Genomic DNA, 19824 nt, shown 5'->3' with positions numbered 1-19824 from the left:
TGGAATTATACGTAATTTTGAAGCAAATTTTGTAATAAATGTAACCGTAATAGGCTTGTTAAATCGTAAAATGCAAGAAATATAAGACAAATATCGGGTCAGGCTCTCATTGAAAAATTGGCAATCAATTTTTTAATAAAATGAAGAGTAAATTAGCTGAAAACCCATTAGATGTATTATTTTTTGCAAAATCTTATGATAGAGCTTCAGGTAACACCACCAATAATCTAAGTTATCTTGATAATGCCAGACCAAGAATGTTTTATGATACTAAACATCAGTTTTTGGGAGGTTATGTAGTTTCAACAACCAACCAGAATCAGAGTTTAAGGTATTATGATTTCCTCTCTTTCGAACAGCGTTCAAACATTTTGAAGCAAGGCTATAAAGAAGAAGAATGTGCCGAGATTACTTTTATTTTTTTTGAAAAACACACTAACCCCATTCAAAGATTATCGATTTTGATTCGTTCTTTGTTTGAGGCTCGTGCAAAGAAGAAAAAATATATTCTTGGTGGAGGTGTAGTAACCGCTTTTAATAACCGAATGAGAAGGGTGTTAAATGTAGAATTATATAATGGAGAGGTGCTGGTTTTCGGAAAAGTAAAGCCATTTAAAATTCTTTGCGTAGAAAGAAAACACTTTTTTTTCAAAATGTTTACCGCCTTTTTATCTGAGGTAAGGGTTTTATTATTTTAGGTAAAGAGATTGTAAATTAAACTGTGTTAATGTAAAATTTAGCTAAAATGTTAATTTTACTTTAAGCACAGTTTTTTTATGGAACAGAAAGAAGAATCTGATTTTGAAGAGTTTAAGAAACAAGTTATTAAAGACGTATATGATTTAAAGCCTTTTAGTGAAAAAACAAAATTTTTGCGCCCTTGATGAATCGGATCGCCGAAACGACATTTCTTAGAAACAGCTTTAGCCTGGAATTAAAAACCATTTGACAGAACCTAAGGTAAAAGGGGTATCTAATCGTATGCGTACAAAAAGTTACATTGTGCATGCGCTTTTTTGTGATATTGCATTCGTAAATCCACGGTTTATTACAAAAACATGGGCTTCAACAATCCTATGAGTTACAATCTAACTTACAATTTGAGGATACATAAAATTACGAATTATTTAATCTGCGCGTTGGAAGTCTCATTCTTTTACCAAGTTTAATTATTTCAAACCAGACAACCACTGTAAATCCGACCACGACACTAAGTGATAATTGCGATAGTGTTGGTGGATAAAACTGAAAAAAATCAGACAATGGCTTAATATAAAGAATAAGCCCAGTGAGTATTACAGTAATGCTTATGATAACCGCAATCAGGTTATTCTTGTATCGCATTGTTGTAAAAACTGAATAGTAAAACGACCTGTTTTCTAAAGTCAGAAATATATTCGCTGCTATCAGGGTAATAAATACCATTGTCCGGGTAATGGATTCGTTAAATCCTTGATAGGTAGCATATTGATAAATAAAAAGAGTACCTGCTGTTATTGAAAACCCTTGCGAGATGCTGTTGATCAGCTCTTTCCAGTTGAAAAACGTATTAGTAAAAGGTCTTGGTTTCTGAATCATTGTATTCTTTTCTATGGGCTCATTTTCATAGATAATTGAGCATGTAGGACCCATAATAAGTTCTAAAAAAATGATATGGACCGGAGAAAAAATATTGGGGTAAATCCAACCTAAAACCAAAGGCAGAAAAACTGTCAGAATAATCGGGATATGAATAGAGATAATATATTGAATGGCTTTTTTCAGGTTTGCATATATTTTTCTACCAATAGCGATAGCATCGACCATTCTTGATAAATCATCTTCTAATAAAATAAGTGAGGCGGCCTGTTTTGCTATTTCTGTTCCCTTTTTACCCATTGCAATACCAATATGTGCGGCTTTTAATGCAGGTCCATCATTTACTCCATCGCCTGTCATGGCTACAATTTCATGGTTCCTTTTCAGGGCATTAATGATTCTTAGCTTGGCTTCTGGAAACATTCTTGTATAAAGATTTGTCTCTTTCACTACTTTTTGCAGATCTGTTTCAGACAATTGCATCAGTTGGTCGCCGGATATACTTTGCTCATAGCCTTTAAAAGCGATTTGCCTTGCAATAGCAGCAGTAGTGGCGGCATTATCGCCTGTAATAATTTTCACCTCTATTCCTGCTTCATAAAAACTCTTTAATACTTCTGGAATATTCTTTTTTGGAGGATCGTAAAAAGAAACAATACCTTTGAACGTAAATTTAAAATCCTGTTGTTTTTCAGGGAAATCTGTTCCCTCAAAATTTGCTTCCCCTACTCCTAATACCCTATATCCATTTGAAGTGATAACTCTGATGCTCTCCTCGATCTGTTTCTTTTCAGTTGCTGTCAGATAACAAACGCTCATAATAGCCTCAGGTGCACCTTTGGCTACTATAATTCTATCTTTCTGTCCGTTCTCAAATAAATGAGTCATCATTGGTGGTTTTCCTTCTAACGGATATTCATGAATCATTTTATAAAGCTGCCTTTCATCAATGTCTGCAATTCTGACATAAGCATTGTGTAAGGCTATTTCCATCGGGTCGAATGGAATAGGTTCACTGGCAAACATGGCTAGTTTAATCAGTTCTTTTTCTTTATTGCTTAAAACCTCATCCGGGTTGGTTATTTTTTGAGAACCAACAACAAAAATATCTGCCAGGCTCATTTTATTTTCAGTCAGTGTTCCGGTTTTATCAGTGCAAATAACCGTAGCGCTACCAAGGGTTTCAACGGTTTTCATTTGTTTTACAATAATTCCGGTTTTCATGAGTCGCCAGGCACCAAGCGCCATAAAAGTGGTAAAAGCAACAGGAATTTCTTCAGGTAAAATACTCATTGCTAAAGTAAGTGCCTGTAGTAAACTATCTAAAATATGATGAGAGGTAATATAATTTATGAGCCAGACAATAATGAAGATAATAAGCCCTACGAAGATCATCATTTTCACGAAGTTGTTTATCTGCAACTCTAACGGAGTCTTCTCTTCTTCAATGTTTTCAATGCTTTTCCCAATCTGCCCTAAGCGAGTCTTATTTCCTATCGCTGTAATAGTAGCAATAGCTAATCCGCTTGATACTGTAGTACCTTGATAGATGAAGTGGTCTTGTTTGTCGTGGTCTTTGAAAACAGGAAGAGACTCCCCGGTAAGAATTGATTCATTTACAGAAAAATCATTTGCATGAATAATGATGCCATCGGCGGTTACAGAAGTGCCTTCTTCCACTACCAATTTGTCTCCTATTACCAACTCTTCGCTCGGAATAGCAATAACCTCCCCGTTCCTGATAACTTTACAGGTTGACTGGCTGTAGTTTTTTAGTTTTTCTAAAGCATTCAGGCTTCGGGTATCCTGATAAATAGAAATGAGAGAAACAAGAATAATGGCTGAAGCGAGAAAAACACCATCAGAAATGGATCCATTAATAAAATAAATGCAAGAAGTAGCCAATAACAAAATTATCATTGGCTCTTTAATCAAGCTTTTTATAACACGGATAAAATCATTTTCCTTTTTGTAAATTAACTGATTTGCCCCGTGTTTCTGACGAGAAATAAGGACTTCTTCATTGCTTAACCCTTGAATATTAAATAAGTTATTTATCAAAGTAAAAAGTTATTTATAAATAAAATTTTCTAAGTAATAATCAATTATTCAGGTATATCACAATTGTATTGAACATTGGAGATATTGAAAATTCCATAACATAAATCTCCTTCGGGATATTTGTATATAGCCTGAGCATAGCTGGCTAATTTATATCCGTTTCTTTCTTTATAATTTTTGAGAGGAGTTTCCCACGGAATTTTTCTCATCGCATTTCCTTCTTCAAAGGCGTACCGATCATCTGAAACAAAATTGATGAGTTCTCCGTTGTCGTTAAAATATAACCACGCCACAATAGTTATATGGTTATTCGTAAAAGACGCTTTCACCTGATTTCCTCTGGTCTCTAACCATTTAATTCTACTGTCTATCAGCGTGGCAGGGGCAAGGCAACACATATCATTAAAAAATGTTACGGTCTCGGCTTTCCCCATTTCATCACCTGATTGGTACTGAACTTTAAACAAAGATAATAAACGTATATCCATAAAAGCACTACCATTGTTAAAAAAATGAAACCCTTCTACAGGCAGGTGCTTCATGGTAGCCTTCATAAAAAAAATGCGTTTGGCGGTTTCTATAAAATTATATTGTTCTGAAGTTAAAGGCATCCATTCAGATTGTTTATTTTTTCTTATTTTTCCACTAAACTCGGCTTTAAAATCCTCAATTTTAGGTTTGTCTACAGATTGAGTGTAATACAGATATTTTTTAACCGGCTCTGGCAAATGTTTAATTGATACTTCATTTAATAATGTCTCCTGGTGGGTAGTTAGCTGTCTGAAACTCTTTCTTACTTCTTCTTTATATTTGTTATTAAACCTCCATGTGGGGTAAAGAATAAGGATAGCGAAAAGAATAATGATATTAATGATAGTTCCGAACCTGGCGTCATGCCACGAGTAATAAATAACTATCTGAGAAATAACGATTCCGAATACCCCATAAAGCATCCAATAAGGGTTTTTAAAAATAAATAACAGGGCAGAGTAAAATAGTAAAATGAGGGCTACTAACCATAAAATACCTGTTATTTTTGAGATCGGTTGCTTAAGAATCGTAGATTCGGATAACCCGAAAGCTATAAGGAAACCTATCAGATGAATACAGCTATGGATAACCAGAAAGATAAAAAATACGATTCTCATAACTACTAACAAAAGAGGTTAATTTCAAATGAAGATATTGGCATTTTCTTATACGAGGGTAAAAAAAAGTATATTAATTATTATTATGCCTGGATAAATTTTTGACAAATGCCTCAAAATTAAATTTTAAAGTCTGGTACTCCTTTTCAAGATAATTAATCTCCTCTTTGCAAATAGAAAGATAGGGGTTCCTGTCATCAGATGAAGCATTGTCAGGTTCGATTTTCAACTTAGCTTCTTTATCAATAATCTGCAATAGCCCATTCAGATGTTTAACCACATCAGATACATGTTGAAAATAATTAAAAAATATTGCTGTTTTTGCGTCGTGTCTTGCTGTAATCACATGCTCAATCTGTAATGTTACCAGAAGGTTTAATAAAAAATCATTATCCTGTTCAATCAACTCTAATTTGTTCCGCCAGAGTCTCCGTTCCCGATGAATAGGGTTCAGCAATTGATTGTTATGTGTTTTCATGTGAATAATGGCTTTTGCTTAAGCGAATATGTGTATTCGGCTTTAGTTCTGATTCAATAATCTTCTTCTCCATCACTCAAAAATCTTCATTTTTTTTATCATAAATTATGAGCAAGGTCATTGAAACAGATGAGGAAAAACAGATAAGTAAGTATTGGGTCAGGAAGAATACCTGCCGTGAATGAACCTGAATAATCAGCAAAATTTATAAATTAAGCGCTAATAAGAACTACTTTCACAATTCAATAATCGTATTAAGAATTATGTATTACTAAAAAGATATTCCGAGGGGTTTAAAAATTTAATCAAAGTAAGTTTCTATTTATGGCAAACTTTATCATACATAGAAACTTCCCTTAGTTAAATTCTGAGCAGATAAAGCTTTTAACTTTTCAGGCGCTTTCTTCTGGTAGAACAAGTAGAAATGCCTCCTGCCCAGTATAAAGGGCAAAATCCCAGAAAGGCCGTAAGGAATAAAATTACAGCAATAGTAATTAATACTATTGCCATCGTACCGGAAATAATACCGTTTAAATATAAGATGCCAATAGAAATAGCAATTAATGACCGTAAAATGCTATCAACAAAACCAACATTCTTTTTCATGATTACAAAATTTATTAAGATAATGATGAGTATTTAAATGATCTATACATCCTATAAGAAGAATAAATTTAATCAGTTTATTATTTTAGTTCTTATTTTACCTTGTTGCCTGATTCTGGCTACAAAGTGAGTAGTTGCATCTTAGTATCTATTGTTATAGTATCAGAAATACTAATAAGTGGAAGGGTTGGATTAAAGGCAAACTTCCGAGTAACTGAACGATTAAAAATAACATCGTAGAAGGAATGATGCCGGGTAAGCATTACTAACAAATCGGTACTTTTGAATTGAAGATATTCCATAATCCCGGCTTCAATACCTGATGACCAAATATGATCTGTAGCTATACTTAATGGCTCAAAATAGTTGATATATTGGTCTCGGGTCTGGCTATCTCTTTCACCAAAAAGGGTATTATCTGTGATTATGGTTAATAAAGTCAGTTGAGCCTCTCTCTCAAGAAGAAATTCTTTTAAGGAATCAAATTGACTAAAAGACTGGACAGGTAAGTAGTCAACTGCTAAGACAACATTTTTAACAGGCCCGGGTTTTAGCTCAGAAGGCACAACAACCGTATTTACATTTGTGTTTAAGATAACCTCAGTAGCTGTGCTTCCAAATAGTATATCTTCTCCTTTTCCACTGGCACCTACCACTACAAAGTCATAAGGATGTTTACGATTCAGAATTTCAATGGCACGGCCTGTCGAAGTAGCAATAAACTCTGTTTTAAACGAATGAATTTCCCTTGTATCAAGCTTTTTAATTTCCTTCAGTTGATGTGACAGCTTTTCTTTAGCACGCAGATACAATTCTCCCATCAAATTGAATGCAATTTCGGCGGACCCATAAAGAGGAGTTTTATCGCAAGCGTGCATAAGCGTAAATTCACAGGGAGTATCACCAAATTGGTGAAAAGCATACTGAATTGCTTTTTCTGATGACTTCGAAAAATTTGTAGCAAGGAGAATCTTCTTCATAATATGAGCCTATGTATTAATAAACAAATCTATGCTACCTTCCAGAATTAAATTATGATTATACGCAAGTATAGAAATGATTTTAATCAGCCTGAAAATTGTTCTTTGCTTAAAGAATTCTGAATTTGCCCTTCTCGATTATTCTACGTCGGTACATAAAAAAAGCAGTACTAATTGCACTGCCTTTTCAAATCGTCCTTAGCTATCTGATTATTCAATAGAAATTGTCTTTTTTGCAGTTTTTATCTCTTCTTTTAATTTAGGAAGATTTATTCTTAAAACACCTTCGGTGTAGTTTGCTTCAATTTTATCTGTATCAAGATTATCTGGTAAGACAAACTGTCTTGAAAAAGACTCAAAATTATATTCCTTACGGTAGTATTTTTTGGTTTCTTTCTCTTTCATATCTTCGGCTTCTCCAGAAATTGTCATAATTTCATTATCGATCTCTAACTTAAACCCATCTTTTTTAATTCCGGGGGCTACCACTTCTAATTCAAAAGCATTTTCGCTTTCTTTTACATTTACTGCCGGAAAGCTATCTTTAGTCAAGAAATTCGAAAAAAATAAATTATCATCGAAAAAAGATGTCACATCGGGTAATGATTTTCTGATGGTTGATTTCATGATATGGTGAATTATAAATTGTTTAAAAACAGGTATAAAACAGTTTAAAGACGTAGCCTGCCTACAGCACAGCTAAAGTATGATTCTGCTTTTTGTCTAAGATTAGTTGTACCGGCTTTTGGATAACCAAGATCGGCCAGTTTATCACTAATACTTTCAATATCTGTGAAATCTTCGTGCTCAATTTCCACCCATCCTTCGTCGGGGTTGGAATACACAGAAATTACTCCGACCATATTCATCAGTGAATCCTGGATAGTTTTTGCACAGCCTTTGCATTTCAGATTATCGACATATATTTTATCAATTACTGCGTTCATGATTTTTGTTTATTTAGTTGGCATTTATTTAAGAGAATGCATTTCATCTACTTAATTTTCAGATTATGAATTGGTAGCGAAAATTCTGTATCTGTTGAAATTTATGAGTATTAACAAGATTCAGGTTATGCTAAAGGCCAAATTTTCAGTATGTGAGTTTAAAAATCATCCTGAAGGATTACATCATTTTCTAAAAATATTAGTTTCAGGTCTGCGTTATTAAATTATGCGGATAAAAAACTGAAAGTTGATGAGACCCTTGTTTTCTATTTCGCTCAAATAACAAAACAAAGTTGCAGGATAAAAGAATAAAAAAACCTGATCAGAAATAGTAAATCACATGATTTTGAGCAGACTTAGACACCATATTCATCTGATAGCCACAATTCATGTTATGGTTTTGGCACAACAGACCTCTATATTATTTTCACCGAAAAAATTACAGCCAGCCACCTTTTATGGAAGTACCTGACGTTTATTTGAAGAAAGGTTATCAGCCTTAAAAATGACTATAATAAGAATACCCCAAATCGTAATTAAAAAACCCATAGTATTTATAATTGCGTTGTCTGCAAAGTCGGCAGTAAAGACGATGTCGACGGTAGAATGAAAAACAGCACAAGCCAGGATACTTGCGCGAGAGGCATTGTAAAGCCAGGTTAACAGAACACTTCCTGTAAGTAAACTAAAAAACCAACCTATTGCACCTGTAATGCCCATTGTCATATAATTAGGTCTGTAAAAGAATAGTGGCCAATGCCATAATGCCCAGAAAAAACTAAGAAAAATACTTGCTGCTAAAGCAGTGTTCTTTGCTTGAATCCTTGGTAGGGCAAAGCCACGCCAACCGACTTCTTCACCAAAGCCGAAGAAAACCAGATTATAAATAAAAAAAGTAAGAGTATTCAAATGAGGAAATTCTCTTACAGTAAATAGAGCAGACAAGTTAACTGGCGTTTTAGCTATAAGATTGTTGATGACTGCGGCAAAAACAGCTAATAGAAAAGGACTAAATAATGCAGTACAGAGGTAGATTAAAGGTTTAAGCCGAAAACTCTGTTTTAACAAAACCTTCAATCCATCTTTTTTGAGGTATATCCATGTTGTAAGAAAAGAGGCCAAGAGTGGGCCTAAACCTCCTATGGCATGCTGATAAGGTATTACATAAAGGTTGTTTAACCCGAATAAATGACCGTAAAAAGGAAGCCATATAAACCAGCTGATACAATAACTGAGTACAAAGAAGGTAACTAATTGTTTCATTATAAGTTTATCTTTTGAAATAATTACTCTTATCAAGCCACTTTACTATACAATAAGCTATATCAGGCAGGTGAGTTTTTATTAATTGATTCTCTGAAAATACCATAAAAAAGACAGGTATTACCTGTCTTTTTTAAACCAAACCCTAATTTTCAGTCCTAACTTAACCTTCACACTATGACTTATTATTTTAACTATTATTATTTGCCACCTGACGACGCAACACAAGAATAATTTATTACTGTTATTTTCCTCTTAAAGTATGCTTAGTTGTAGGCTCAAAAGTAAATAGCAACTTTTACATAAAAACTAACGGTAATCATAATACGAAATGATTTTTCACGGGTATTAATGATCATATCTTAATGATATGAAGTAAGCCTGGAATTTGATATTGAAATATGTCAGATACTTTTCGGATAATGGTTAAAATAGAATGTCAATCAAGTTTGTGTAAATCTGATGCCATATTTTCTGTGATACGATTCTGGTATTCTAATGTAAAGTGGTTGGTAAAAGAAAGAGGCGACCAGGTATGACCTATTCTTCGAAAAATTGTTACCTGCAAACCCATCTTGTCCCAAAAAAGCTTTTCCACATTTCCGGATGTCATATCTGGCAAAATTGTGAAATTTTCAGGTTCTTTTTTGCTGGACAGATTTGCGAGAGTATGAAAACTATCCCTATTCATTTCTTCTCCATTATTGTATATCTCCATTTTTAACAATGGATATTTTTCAATAAAAGTTTTTGCCAGTTCATTCACTCTCATTTCTTTTCTTACATTGATTTCCATAATGATAAAATTAGAGTGGTTTGTTTAACTACATCAGCAATAACCCACCATCAACTATAATAGTGCTTCCGGTTATATAATCAGAGGCACTACTGGCCAGAAACAAAGCGGTATTTCCTATATCTTCTGGCTCACCCATTCTTTGCATAGGTAGCATTTTCATTAGTTGCTCCATTTGTACTTTTGTTGCCTCCATTTGCTCCTTTGACAAATTGGTTCCTGCAATTTTCTGAACCCCCGGTGTATTTACACCTCCTGGTGCTATGTCATTTACGGTTATACCATATTTCCCTACTTCTTTAGCAAAGGACCTTGTAAGCATTCTGACGCCTCCTTTTGAGGAATCATACTGAGCCAGATTACCTGTAGGTTTTAAGCTATCAATTGATGAAATATTGATTATTTTCCCTCCATGTTTTTTACTGATCATGGTATTAACAGCCAGTTTCGACAGAAAGGCAACTGCTTTTAAATTCAGGTTTATGGTTTTATCCCATACTTCTTCTGTTAATTCAGTAACAGGCATATAATTAAATATACCTGCGTTATTTACAAGAATGTGAATATCGCCAAAGACCTGAATAGTTTTTTCAATGACTAAAGGCAGATTAGAAGTAATACTTAAATCTATCTGTATATAATCAACAATCCCTTCATTATTCCTGATTTCCTCAATGGTCTCAGAAGCTTCTTTATCAGCCACAATATCGACAATCATAACAGATGCTCCTGCTTCTGCCAATTTTATAGCTATCCCTTTACCAATACCCATTGCCCCTCCGGTTACTATGGCAGTCTTACCTGTTAAATTAAATAGTTTCTCAATTGAATTTTTCATTAGATAGTGAATCTTATTGTAATTGGGGATCAAAGGTTTTCTTAAAGTTCAGGAAATTTCACTCTCTGAACATATGGCAAATTAAGTTACTCAACAGAAAATATTACATGACTGTAATCATTTCTTCTGATGATTCCAAACAGGCTTTTCAGGTAAATTATCTGTTTTATTGCCTTTAAATAAAAGAGCTGAACTCTATACATTCGTTATAATACACCTGAGGTTGTTTATGATTAATAATAATAGGTATTGTGATTTGTATCATTTTTAGAAATAATAACTTTGCCAACTTTTGCCAAAAATGTAGTTACCGTACTTATGGCAAAAAATAATGAACGTCACTTTTTGGAGGGGCCTAAATCTCGTTTGGACGAATTAAAATTTCTCTTTTCTACCTTTATTGAATTTATAGCCGGATTCAGAAAACTACATTTTGTAGGGCCATGTGTTACGGTATTTGGTTCAGCCCGGTTCAAAGAAGATAATGACTATTATCAACTTGCCCGGCAAATGGGTGTGATATTAACAGATCTGGGGTTTACAGTCATGACCGGCGGGGGGCCGGGCATCATGGAAGCGGCAAATAGAGGAGCTAAAGAAGCCGGTGGGTTATCAATAGGCTGTAATATTGTGCTTGAACATGAGCAACATCCTAACCCTTACTTAGACCGTGTAGTTGAATTTGACTTCTTTTTTGTCAGAAAAATACTTCTCTCAAAGTATTCTTATGGTTTTGTAGTTTTTCCTGGTGGATTTGGCACAATGGACGAAATGTTTGAGGCAATGACTTTAATCCAGACTGGTAAAATGAAGCGTTTCCCCATCGTTTTATTTGGCACATCATATTATGCAAACTTAAAAGAGCAAATAGATTATATGGCTCAAATAGGAACTATTGATGAGTCGGATCTAAAACTATTTTTGTTTACAGATTCTTTAGAGGAAGCACGGACGCACATTGAAAAATATTCTATCCAGGATTTTAAGCTTTTACCTGCAAAAAACAGAAGAATAGTACCATTTAAGTGGCTTTTTGAAAAGTAAAAAAGAAGAGAATCTATTTGGATACATCCTGAAGATGGCAAACGAGATTTATAGTATTTCTCAGATTATAATTCGTATAAGACCCTGACCATTGTTCCTATTGAAATATTATGCTCATGCAAGTCGTTGATTGTAATATTTATTTTATTCAGATAGTTACGGTTAAATAATTCTACTCGTTGGTTAGTTATATCTGTGCCTTTAGACTGGTGCTGTTTCATTGACTTCTGCTTCAGTTCGTTGGCTTTTAACCGCCCCACACCATTGTCTTTTATCAAAAACTCTACCATCGAATCGTTAATTTTCTTGACAAATACCTCTATTCTTTTATCTGCCTTAGTACTTGGCATTAATCCATGCCAGATGGCATTTTCTACAAATGGTTGCAATAACATAGGAGGTATCTGCAAAGCTTCAATTTCAATCTGTTCATCAATCATAATCGCGTAGTTGAAATTATCACCAAAACGTCTTTTCTCTATATCCAGATATAATCGTAGTGCTACCAGCTCTTCTGACAAACGAATTACATTCTTTTCTGAATGATTTAATATCATGCGTAATAGTTTTGAAAATTTCGACAAGTAATCAGTAGCATTTTCGTTGTCGTTTACCATTACCATATATCTGATAGAGTTCAGGCTATTGAACAGAAAATGCGGGTTCATCTGACTTCGCAAAGCCATCATTTCTACCTGCATGGTTTTTTGTTCCAATTCGGTTTTAACGTTTCTTTCTTCTTCAATTTTTTTTGCTATCGCCAGAGCAAAGACAATAATTTCGAGCAAAATAGCCAATGGAAGAGTAAATAAATGATTGAATACCCCATACCAGTGCTGATGGTTTAAAATACCCGCTTTTAACCATGCAATCATGCCAAATACAATAAGAAGCACATTGCCGATAATCAGGTATTTCACCATTGATGAGCGAACATTGCGGGCTATATAAATCAATATTCCTGCATAGAACAGAAAAAGCGGAATACGGTTATTGTTAAACAACCATTTTTGCAACCCAGAGTCATTCGTTAATAGAAGCCAGGCAAATATTGAGAGACTATAAATTGTGAAAATTTTACCGAGTCTGTGAAGAAACTTCTGGAAATCAGGATGAGTTTTGTTAAGATCAAGTAGTTCGGCAACAAAAAACAGATATACTGCAAACCCTAACCACATAATAGTTTCGGCGGCATAAAATTTCACAATAGGTATCAAACCCAGTAGTTGGCCTATATAAGTAAAGCTTCGGCTCTTGAACAAAGTAAAGGCAAATGCAGAAAGCACATAAAGTAAATAATACTTATAGATTTTTTCCTGTCGGTTTCTGTAAAAAATCAGGAAGGCAATGGCCATAATGATTCCAAGAGCCCCTTGGTAAAAGGTTCTTACCTGTAATTCTTCCAGATTATGGGCATAGTAATTATTAAGCCATTGTTCGAATCTTTTTTGATTTAATAGCGCATAGGTGGTCTTGATATTTTTCTGTGGAAAAACTCGTAAAAATGGCAAAACACCTTCATGATTGGAAGCTTTAATATATACTTCAACTGTTTCGTTGGCGGCAATTGTAATAGTACCTACACCCAGTAGTCCGGTTTCATTCATGTTTAAAGTAGAAACGAACTCTCCGTTTCTAAAATGAATTACTTTTTTTCGCTGCCCGAAAATATAATAATCACTGATTTCATTATCTGGATTCCTGATAAAATATTGCTGAGAAGTATCCAGTGGATTTTTCAGATAAAATCTTATCCAAACGGTCTGATTTCCGGGAATCTGAAATTCTTTAGTAAGGGTCTGCCATTGATTTTTTTTTCTTACCTCATTAATCGTTTCAACAGATGATGAAGTATAAATTTCACTCCAATAAAATAGTGGAGAGTAATCAGAATCATCTTTTACAATCAATGTGTCTCTCTTCCCGAACACAGGAAAAGTTACCCATAAAAACAAGGCTATCTTTAGGTATTCTCTACTCATTCAGCCAGAAAATCATGAACCCTTAAATAAATAATATTGCCAAATTGGTAAATCTTAGGCAGATTATCTTAGTTTTTTGTGTATTTAAAATTTACTTTTATCCGGCAGGTTGGCAAGTTGGGTATCTTGAATGTATAATTCATAGTGCCTTCCATAGTTTTAGGGGTTAATACTTTTACATCATAAACTGTTGTAACAACATCGCTTTCTGTCAATTGCAATATACACTTGTAGATATTGGGTTCTACCGGAAACCATTTTGCCTCCCTGGCTGGTAATAGGGTAAAGGGCGAGAAGGGCTTATCAAATACTTTATTACCACTTTCAATCATTCTGGCTTTTTCCAGTTGCGTTTCAACACCTTTTGGGCAATTTCTTACCTGCGGTTTTTCGTTTGCTATAGTCCACTTACCGTCTTCTGGTTGTATATTCTGATGAATAGACAACGACCACGGCACTACTAAGGGCTCACCTTTACCCCCAAAATACTCATTCAATTCTTTTGGAGATCTTTTTCGGTCCGGATAATTCATTCTTTCGCCAGTAGCATCAGTTACGAATGTTAAAATACCTTTTCTATTTTCATAATCACCCAAATAATTAAACATTAAATCTAATTGTTTATAACTAAATGGGTGGTCATAAAAAACACAACCTTCCGGACGTTGGCAAAAAGCTACTTTGGGTTTTTCATTACTCTGAGCAAAAGCTTCGAAATCAAGAGTCAGTATCAGAGTTAAGATAAAAAAGTTTTTCTTTAAAGTGAAAGTTAGTTTATTCATGGCTTGGGTATTTCTAAATATATTCTTTAATAAATAAAGTTTAAAGTTATTGCCAGATGTTATTTACATTTTTTCAAAATCTCTAATGCAAGTCTCTGCGCAATAGCGATATTTTCATCGGTATTAGCACTTACATTCACAATTACTCTGAAAGTAACTTTTCCGGATAACACAATCAGATAATTACTGCTATACTCCCAAGCTGCTGCATCACCAACTCCCTCTATCCTCAGATACCTGGTAGTAGAGGCAAGATTTTTTGCTATTTTAACTGTATTCTGCACATCTTTCTGGGGTACTCCGCGTTTTACTAATTCTTTATCCGCTTCCTGAAAAGCCTTTTCTTTGTCTGCTTCTGAGGGGTTTCTATATAAATGATTGAATGTGATTAGCGGAGGTTCTTTCTCTTTATAAAAATCAATAATTTTTACCCATTTTAACCCAATTTCATTTGATTGATAAAAGTCAAACCCCTTCATTTTCCGATCGCTCGGCCATCTATAACTGTAAGAATCTCTATCGTAGTTACCATTTTTTGATGGTTGATAGGAAAGTTTTGCTTCTGATATGTTAATAGTATAATATCTCTTTATTGTTGCCAAAGGCAAAAGGTGGTCTAATTTAGGCTGATAAGACAGCAAACAATCATCTGTTTTAATAAAAGAGGACTTATCTGAATCATCTATCGTTAAAGACGATTGAGTAATGCTGAAAACACTCAGCAAAAAAAATAAAATAATTTTTTTCATGACTTTTATTGGTATTGATACGTAATGACTAAACTATGAAAGCGCAAAGTATCACCTGTCCAGTTACCAACAGATGAGACATTGACATAATACGAATTATCCAGATTACTGATAGTTTCATTAGCAACACTATTGATACTTCTTATACTACTAATCGCACCACTACTTGTCGCTGTGGCAATGGTGGTAAAATTATTAGTTGTATGTGCGTTACGGCTAAAAGTAAACGATATGTCTGATGCTGAGTTGTCTAAAACATACATCCGGATATTTGTTATTTTTACTCCATCAGGGAGATTAACAGGCAGATACATCGTTCCGCCAGTTGTGGTGGTATTAAACCAGGCATATCCACTACCTTTGCGTAATTCGTCGTCCCAGTCCTGCACTTGTACATGGCTGAAATTATAACTCATATATTGATTTGAGCTATTATCTATTCGTAGAATCCCGTCTTTGTCGGCAAATACTGGCCGACGTTCGAGCGCATTTACTTCTGTAAAATCCAGAATATTGGAACGTATGGTTCCGCCTACATCAAGATTAGCCTTGGCGGGAATATAATCACTACCAGAATAGATGGGTCTGACAGTCACCATTCCATCGTCATCTATCCGCATGGCGTAATTACCATTTACGTTATAGTTTTGTTGTTTAGCTGAGGTAAAAAATAAAAAGCCTTTGGTAGATAATGCCCCAAAATCATCAAGCAAACCTCCTGAAAAGATTTTCCCTGCTCTCAAGGTTAGCTGGTCATGGATGAGTATCTGAGAGAAACTATTGAGGGTATTCTTAAATTTAGCTAATGTATCACTTTTAGCTTCCACATGAAATGCATATTTTGGGGTGCTCGTGCCGATACCTGTAAAACCATTATTACCATTAATGATAAAACGGTTTAGATTATCAGACCTGAACAGAAAAGAACCAGTTGTGCTGGATTCAATCGTTACTGCGGCATCTGTGGCAATTTTAAAATTACCTGTGCCTGATGTCAAATAAGCCTTGTTATTCAGACTGATAGTGGCATTACCATTAGTATTACCAAAAAAAGCAACGTTTTCATCATTTTCGAGGACATTGAGCCTATAAAAGCCATCGCTGGCGTTGTCGGCCAAAACCAGTTTACCATTGGCATTCAGATTAAACTTTGGGCCAATAGTAGAGTCCACACTTGGGAATAGCAAAACGCCGTTTTTTCCATAAATCTGCATACTACTATACGATGTTCGGATACGCCCATGCAATTGGGAGTAATTATAAAAGTCAATTGGCGTAAGGTGTAAGTCTGAAGTAATTTTTAGCGGTTTTGTATGCTCCGATCTGATTTCGGTTCCAATTGTTGAATTGGCAAAAATGCTTCTACCCGGCTCAACAGTTACTGATTGACCCATTACCTGTACACTTAGACAGGACAAAAAAAATATTAAAATTTTTATTCGCATTTTTTAATCAATCTTCGTAAGTGACTAAAACCTTGAAAGGTTTAGATAATATATTAGTACTGTTACCTGGTTTATTCAGGATATAAATAGCTCCGGATATACCTCCGTAGATAAAATAATTAAATTCATATCCATCAGCTGCTCCATAATTTGCTGAGAGAAAAGAATTTGCTCCATATTCCACCAGTACTTGTACTCCCAATATTTTATAAGAAGCAATACCTAAAGGAATTGTTACATTGCCCCCCTGAGATGAGGCGGTTGTTCCAGTAATTTTTCTCATCTTAATAGCAGGGGCATTTTCTCCAAGCCTGGTAAAGCCAACACTTGTAAATTTGGCGGAGGCATTACTTGCAACGGGTCGATAAGTCATATCCCCGTTGGGAAAAATTGACAAATCAGAACTTGTTGAATCACTATAACTCTTTAGTTTTACAGGCAGGTTAAAGGAAGATGTAACCATACCATTTGTGTGGTCGGCTGTTATTTCACCTACTTGTTTTTTTTCATATAAATCCGGGTCAGGTAAATTATACAAATTGGCAAACCACATAAATCTGGCAACCGGATTTTTGGTTTCTATCTCTACAATGCCATTTGCAAACCTAACAGTACCGCTCAACGTAGCCGAATCAGCCGATACCATTCCTACCTGCCCAATAGCAGCATTACTGACATAGCACAAGATTAAAAGTAGTTTTTTCATCAATTCTTATTTAAAGTTTAATAAATTCTACTCTTCTGTTGTTGGCTTTGCCTTGGGCTGTGTTATTAGGTTCTGAAGGTTCGCTTTCACCTTTGCCATCGGTTTCCATTTGTGAGGCAGCAATACCAAATTCGGTACTAAGTGCTGTTTTTACGGCAGCAGCACGGCGTTTCGATAAATCAAGATTTTTGGCATCATCGCCGTCACTATCCGTATGCCCGATTATTTTTACTTTTAATGTTGGATTTTCTTTCAGTACCGTGCCAATTTCTTTCAGCACCCCATAAGATTCGGGTTTGAGTTTGTCGGAGTTTATGTCAAATAATATTCCTCTGGTAACCAGTTTACCTTCGGTCAGTAGTTTATTACGCGTATCAGGAGCACCTACCGCTACACGTAAGTTAGTAATGTAAGGCAACCCTCCGTTAGTATAAGTAGCAAAAAGTAACGAGTATTTTACATCTGTAATGAAGGCTCTTGGCAGATCCCAAATCTTAAGTTCATTGATATAGAGTCTTATACGATTTTTTTGTCGCCAGATTGAAATACGGTTAGGTTCTCCGACATTCCAGCTTATTTCATTAGAGTTATCAAGTGTTTTAGTATTCTTATTATCAATTACCCAAGCATAGGATATTCCTTTGCCTTCTGGTAATGGGTGTATATCAAAATTAGTTCTTGCTTCACCATTAAAGTGTTGATCATAGCCTGCATTCCTTTGGCTTAACTCCGGAAAAATCACTTTCAGACCCGAACCATTATTATCAAATTCTTCAGAAATCATCATATCAAACTCTATGGTGAAGTTATCAGGCAATTCATTTATAAACTCCGGATAAAAAACCCCCTGAGTAGGAAATTGTAACCACTTAAACGAATTTCCTTCAACACTTACTATTTCTCCACTGGCATTTGTGTTCCATTTAGCCGGGAAATCGCCAATAGCATCTTGTGAAAAATCTTCTTCAGCGATTACTTTTTCGCCGGGTATAAAATCAAACTTTGAGTAAGATTTCATTGAAATTTTTGTTGAAGCCTTTGCGGTAGCTTTATTAGAAGCTGACGCATCTGCTTCTTCATTCATTTCTTCTTCACTTTCAGATGATTTTTTCTTTGTTTTAGTTTTGTTGTCTACTACCTCTTCTTCTGAATCTTCATCTGCCGACTTCTTCGTTTTTTTATCTTTTTTCTTGAAAATACTCCCGATACCTTCTTCAATTTTATCTAAACCTTTATCAATATTACGGTCTATACCATTATTAATACGGTCATTTGCTTTACGTTTAGCAGTTTCCTTCGGATTGATAATCTGCGAGAAGGCTGTGCCTGACACAATCATTAGGGCAAAAAATAAATAAGCAAGTTTTTTCATGGTCTGGAATACTGGTTTGATAGTATTCCAAAGATATAGTAAATGGTAATTTCAGAGGTCTGGTATTTATTAAGTAGAATATATGAATGATTAAGCAGTTATTCTCATCGAGTATCCGGCATACTCCGAATCAGGGAATTTATAATTTGAAGACTTTTGGTATTATTTTTAATAATTCAGAAGACATTAGTATCGAACTTCTTCATTAATTAAATGTAAGAAAGTTTAATTTATTTAATAGTTCATCTTTACGGCTTCTTGAAACCGTTATTTGTGTCCCATCTTGCATTTCAATATAACCGCCCTCGCTTTTTACATATTTACGGAGGTATTTAAGGCTAATAAGATGCGACTGATGCACCCTTACAAAGTTCTGGTCTTCTAATAGCTCGTCAAAATCTTTTAGTGTTCGAGACACCAGCATAGGAGATTGATTAATAAAGAAAATACGGGTATAGTTGCCATCAGATTCGCAGCGAATAATATCTTTTATTTCGATAAACTCAAATCCTTGCGAAGTAGGTACAGCAATTTTATCAATTCCTGAGCCTGATTGTCTAACCATTTTTTGCAGATGTTCTAAGCGGGCTTTTAATTGCAGTTTTTTTTCTTCATACTTTGCAATACAGGTAGTCAGGTCTTCCAGATCAACGGGTTTCAGCAGGTAATCAAAAGCACTATATTTAAAGGCTTTTAAAGCAAACTGGTCGTAGGCGGTTACAAAAACAACTTCAAAATCATCTTTCTGAACCTCACGAAGTAAATCAAAGCCATTCAGAGTTGGCATTTCTATATCAAGAAATAACAAATCGAAATGATTTTTTTGTAAAAACTCAAGGGCCGCCAGTGGTTCATTAAATTTAGCAATAACCTGTATATCCGGAAATTTTGCTTTTAGTAATATATCCAGCGTCTCTGTGCTGTCTTTTTCATCATCAATTAATACAACCTCTATCATAGTTCTAAATAAACGAGACAGCAATATAAGACTATCTGTGAATTTAATATTAATTGCTTGCCTTAAAGTTGAGGGTTTGGTTCAATACAAT

Annotated in this window: 19 protein-coding genes; 2 read left to right on the top strand and 17 right to left on the bottom strand. The window is 34.7% G+C overall.

Annotated elements, in window-relative coordinates:
- Positions 1–140: 140 nt before the first annotated feature.
- Positions 141–698 (top strand): hypothetical protein, encoded by a 558-nt coding sequence (locus tag H1R81_RS01110; RefSeq protein ID WP_181838828.1) that lies wholly within the window; start codon positions 141–143, stop codon positions 696–698.
- Positions 699–1116: 418 nt separating this feature from the next.
- Here the strand turns inward: H1R81_RS01110 and H1R81_RS01105 are convergent, their stop codons facing one another.
- The 10 genes from H1R81_RS01105 to H1R81_RS01060 all read right to left on the bottom strand — a co-directional run bounded on the left by H1R81_RS01105 (position 1117) and on the right by H1R81_RS01060 (position 10695).
- Positions 1117–3639: a cation-translocating P-type ATPase gene (locus H1R81_RS01105; RefSeq protein WP_181838827.1), complete on the bottom strand. Its 2523-nt coding sequence runs from the start codon at positions 3637–3639 to the stop codon at positions 1117–1119.
- A gap of 44 nt (positions 3640–3683) precedes the next feature.
- Entirely contained in the window at positions 3684–4787 is a 1104-nt protein-coding gene (locus H1R81_RS01100; protein WP_181838826.1) for a DUF6544 family protein, read from the bottom strand.
- Positions 4788–4860: 73 nt separating this feature from the next.
- Positions 4861–5265, bottom strand: coding sequence for a hypothetical protein (locus H1R81_RS01095; RefSeq protein ID WP_181838825.1), 405 nt, complete (start codon positions 5263–5265; stop codon positions 4861–4863).
- 384 nt (positions 5266–5649) lie between these two features.
- Positions 5650–5871, bottom strand: coding sequence for a DUF2892 domain-containing protein (locus H1R81_RS01090; protein ID WP_181838824.1), 222 nt, complete (start codon positions 5869–5871; stop codon positions 5650–5652).
- A 119-nt stretch (positions 5872–5990) separates the two neighbouring features.
- On the bottom strand, positions 5991–6851 hold the full coding sequence (locus tag H1R81_RS01085; RefSeq protein WP_181838823.1) for a universal stress protein: 861 nt from the start codon (positions 6849–6851) through the stop codon (positions 5991–5993).
- A 210-nt stretch (positions 6852–7061) separates the two neighbouring features.
- A complete protein-coding gene (locus H1R81_RS01080; protein ID WP_181838822.1) occupies positions 7062–7478 on the bottom strand; it encodes an Hsp20/alpha crystallin family protein in 417 nt (138 codons plus the stop codon).
- Between the two features lie 44 nt (positions 7479–7522).
- On the bottom strand, positions 7523–7798 hold the full coding sequence (locus tag H1R81_RS01075; RefSeq protein ID WP_181838821.1) for a heavy-metal-associated domain-containing protein: 276 nt from the start codon (positions 7796–7798) through the stop codon (positions 7523–7525).
- A gap of 456 nt (positions 7799–8254) precedes the next feature.
- Positions 8255–9061, bottom strand: a complete 807-nt coding sequence (locus H1R81_RS01070) for a type II CAAX endopeptidase family protein (protein ID WP_181838820.1) — start codon at positions 9059–9061, stop codon at positions 8255–8257.
- 439 nt (positions 9062–9500) lie between these two features.
- The gene (locus H1R81_RS01065) at positions 9501–9857 is read right to left on the bottom strand and encodes a hypothetical protein (protein ID WP_181838819.1); all 357 of its coding nucleotides are present in this window, start codon (positions 9855–9857) and stop codon (positions 9501–9503) included.
- Positions 9858–9885: 28 nt separating this feature from the next.
- On the bottom strand, positions 9886–10695 hold the full coding sequence (locus H1R81_RS01060) for an SDR family NAD(P)-dependent oxidoreductase (protein ID WP_181838818.1): 810 nt from the start codon (positions 10693–10695) through the stop codon (positions 9886–9888).
- 318 nt (positions 10696–11013) lie between these two features.
- Here H1R81_RS01060 and H1R81_RS01055 point away from each other — a divergent pair, with 318 nt between their 5' ends.
- Positions 11014–11739 (top strand): TIGR00730 family Rossman fold protein, encoded by a 726-nt coding sequence (locus H1R81_RS01055; RefSeq protein ID WP_181838817.1) that lies wholly within the window; start codon positions 11014–11016, stop codon positions 11737–11739.
- Between the two features lie 65 nt (positions 11740–11804).
- On the opposite strand, the gene H1R81_RS01050 is transcribed toward H1R81_RS01055, so the two are convergent.
- The 7 genes from H1R81_RS01050 to H1R81_RS01020 all read right to left on the bottom strand — a co-directional run bounded on the left by H1R81_RS01050 (position 11805) and on the right by H1R81_RS01020 (position 19733).
- Positions 11805–13721, bottom strand: a complete 1917-nt coding sequence (locus H1R81_RS01050) for a histidine kinase (RefSeq protein ID WP_181838816.1) — start codon at positions 13719–13721, stop codon at positions 11805–11807.
- Between the two features lie 68 nt (positions 13722–13789).
- Positions 13790–14503: a hypothetical protein gene (locus H1R81_RS01045; RefSeq protein WP_181838815.1), complete on the bottom strand. Its 714-nt coding sequence runs from the start codon at positions 14501–14503 to the stop codon at positions 13790–13792.
- A 59-nt stretch (positions 14504–14562) separates the two neighbouring features.
- Entirely contained in the window at positions 14563–15252 is a 690-nt protein-coding gene (locus tag H1R81_RS01040; protein ID WP_181838814.1) for a hypothetical protein, read from the bottom strand.
- Between the two features lie 5 nt (positions 15253–15257).
- Positions 15258–16646, bottom strand: a complete 1389-nt coding sequence (locus H1R81_RS01035; protein ID WP_181838813.1) for a hypothetical protein — start codon at positions 16644–16646, stop codon at positions 15258–15260.
- A gap of 58 nt (positions 16647–16704) precedes the next feature.
- A complete protein-coding gene (locus tag H1R81_RS01030) occupies positions 16705–17403 on the bottom strand; it encodes a hypothetical protein (RefSeq protein ID WP_181838812.1) in 699 nt (232 codons plus the stop codon).
- A gap of 10 nt (positions 17404–17413) precedes the next feature.
- Entirely contained in the window at positions 17414–18775 is a 1362-nt protein-coding gene (locus tag H1R81_RS01025; protein WP_181838811.1) for an OmpA family protein, read from the bottom strand.
- Between the two features lie 205 nt (positions 18776–18980).
- A complete protein-coding gene (locus tag H1R81_RS01020) occupies positions 18981–19733 on the bottom strand; it encodes a LytTR family DNA-binding domain-containing protein (RefSeq protein ID WP_181838810.1) in 753 nt (250 codons plus the stop codon).
- Positions 19734–19824 lie beyond the last annotated feature (91 nt).

Origin of the sequence: Emticicia sp. BO119, assembly GCF_013912375.1 — a bacterium.
In the GTDB taxonomy this organism is placed as follows: domain Bacteria; phylum Bacteroidota; class Bacteroidia; order Cytophagales; family Spirosomataceae; genus Emticicia.
This window is presented reverse-complemented; position numbering and strand designations above follow the sequence as displayed.

Excerpts from the sequence above, each read along its gene's own strand:
- H1R81_RS01035 (WP_181838813.1), bottom strand. The coding sequence starts at position 16,646 with ATGGGTCAATCAGTAACTGTTGAGCCGGGTAGAAGCATTTTTGCCAAT.
- H1R81_RS01025 (WP_181838811.1), bottom strand. The coding sequence starts at position 18,775 with ATGAAAAAACTTGCTTATTTATTTTTTGCCCTAATGATTGTGTCAGGC.
- H1R81_RS01090 (WP_181838824.1), bottom strand. The coding sequence starts at position 5,871 with ATGAAAAAGAATGTTGGTTTTGTTGATAGCATTTTACGGTCATTAATT.
- H1R81_RS01075 (WP_181838821.1), bottom strand. The coding sequence starts at position 7,798 with ATGAACGCAGTAATTGATAAAATATATGTCGATAATCTGAAATGCAAA.
- H1R81_RS01100 (WP_181838826.1), bottom strand. The coding sequence starts at position 4,787 with ATGAGAATCGTATTTTTTATCTTTCTGGTTATCCATAGCTGTATTCAT.
- H1R81_RS01085 (WP_181838823.1), bottom strand. The coding sequence starts at position 6,851 with ATGAAGAAGATTCTCCTTGCTACAAATTTTTCGAAGTCATCAGAAAAA.
- H1R81_RS01040 (WP_181838814.1), bottom strand. The coding sequence starts at position 15,252 with ATGAAAAAAATTATTTTATTTTTTTTGCTGAGTGTTTTCAGCATTACT.
- H1R81_RS01030 (WP_181838812.1), bottom strand. The coding sequence starts at position 17,403 with ATGAAAAAACTACTTTTAATCTTGTGCTATGTCAGTAATGCTGCTATT.
- H1R81_RS01055 (WP_181838817.1), top strand. The coding sequence starts at position 11,014 with ATGGCAAAAAATAATGAACGTCACTTTTTGGAGGGGCCTAAATCTCGT.
- H1R81_RS01070 (WP_181838820.1), bottom strand. The coding sequence starts at position 9,061 with ATGAAACAATTAGTTACCTTCTTTGTACTCAGTTATTGTATCAGCTGG.
- H1R81_RS01020 (WP_181838810.1), bottom strand. The coding sequence starts at position 19,733 with ATGATAGAGGTTGTATTAATTGATGATGAAAAAGACAGCACAGAGACG.
- H1R81_RS01050 (WP_181838816.1), bottom strand. The coding sequence starts at position 13,721 with ATGAGTAGAGAATACCTAAAGATAGCCTTGTTTTTATGGGTAACTTTT.
- H1R81_RS01065 (WP_181838819.1), bottom strand. The coding sequence starts at position 9,857 with ATGGAAATCAATGTAAGAAAAGAAATGAGAGTGAATGAACTGGCAAAA.
- H1R81_RS01110 (WP_181838828.1), top strand. The coding sequence starts at position 141 with ATGAAGAGTAAATTAGCTGAAAACCCATTAGATGTATTATTTTTTGCA.
- H1R81_RS01045 (WP_181838815.1), bottom strand. The coding sequence starts at position 14,503 with ATGAATAAACTAACTTTCACTTTAAAGAAAAACTTTTTTATCTTAACT.
- H1R81_RS01095 (WP_181838825.1), bottom strand. The coding sequence starts at position 5,265 with ATGAAAACACATAACAATCAATTGCTGAACCCTATTCATCGGGAACGG.
- H1R81_RS01080 (WP_181838822.1), bottom strand. The coding sequence starts at position 7,478 with ATGAAATCAACCATCAGAAAATCATTACCCGATGTGACATCTTTTTTC.
- H1R81_RS01060 (WP_181838818.1), bottom strand. The coding sequence starts at position 10,695 with ATGAAAAATTCAATTGAGAAACTATTTAATTTAACAGGTAAGACTGCC.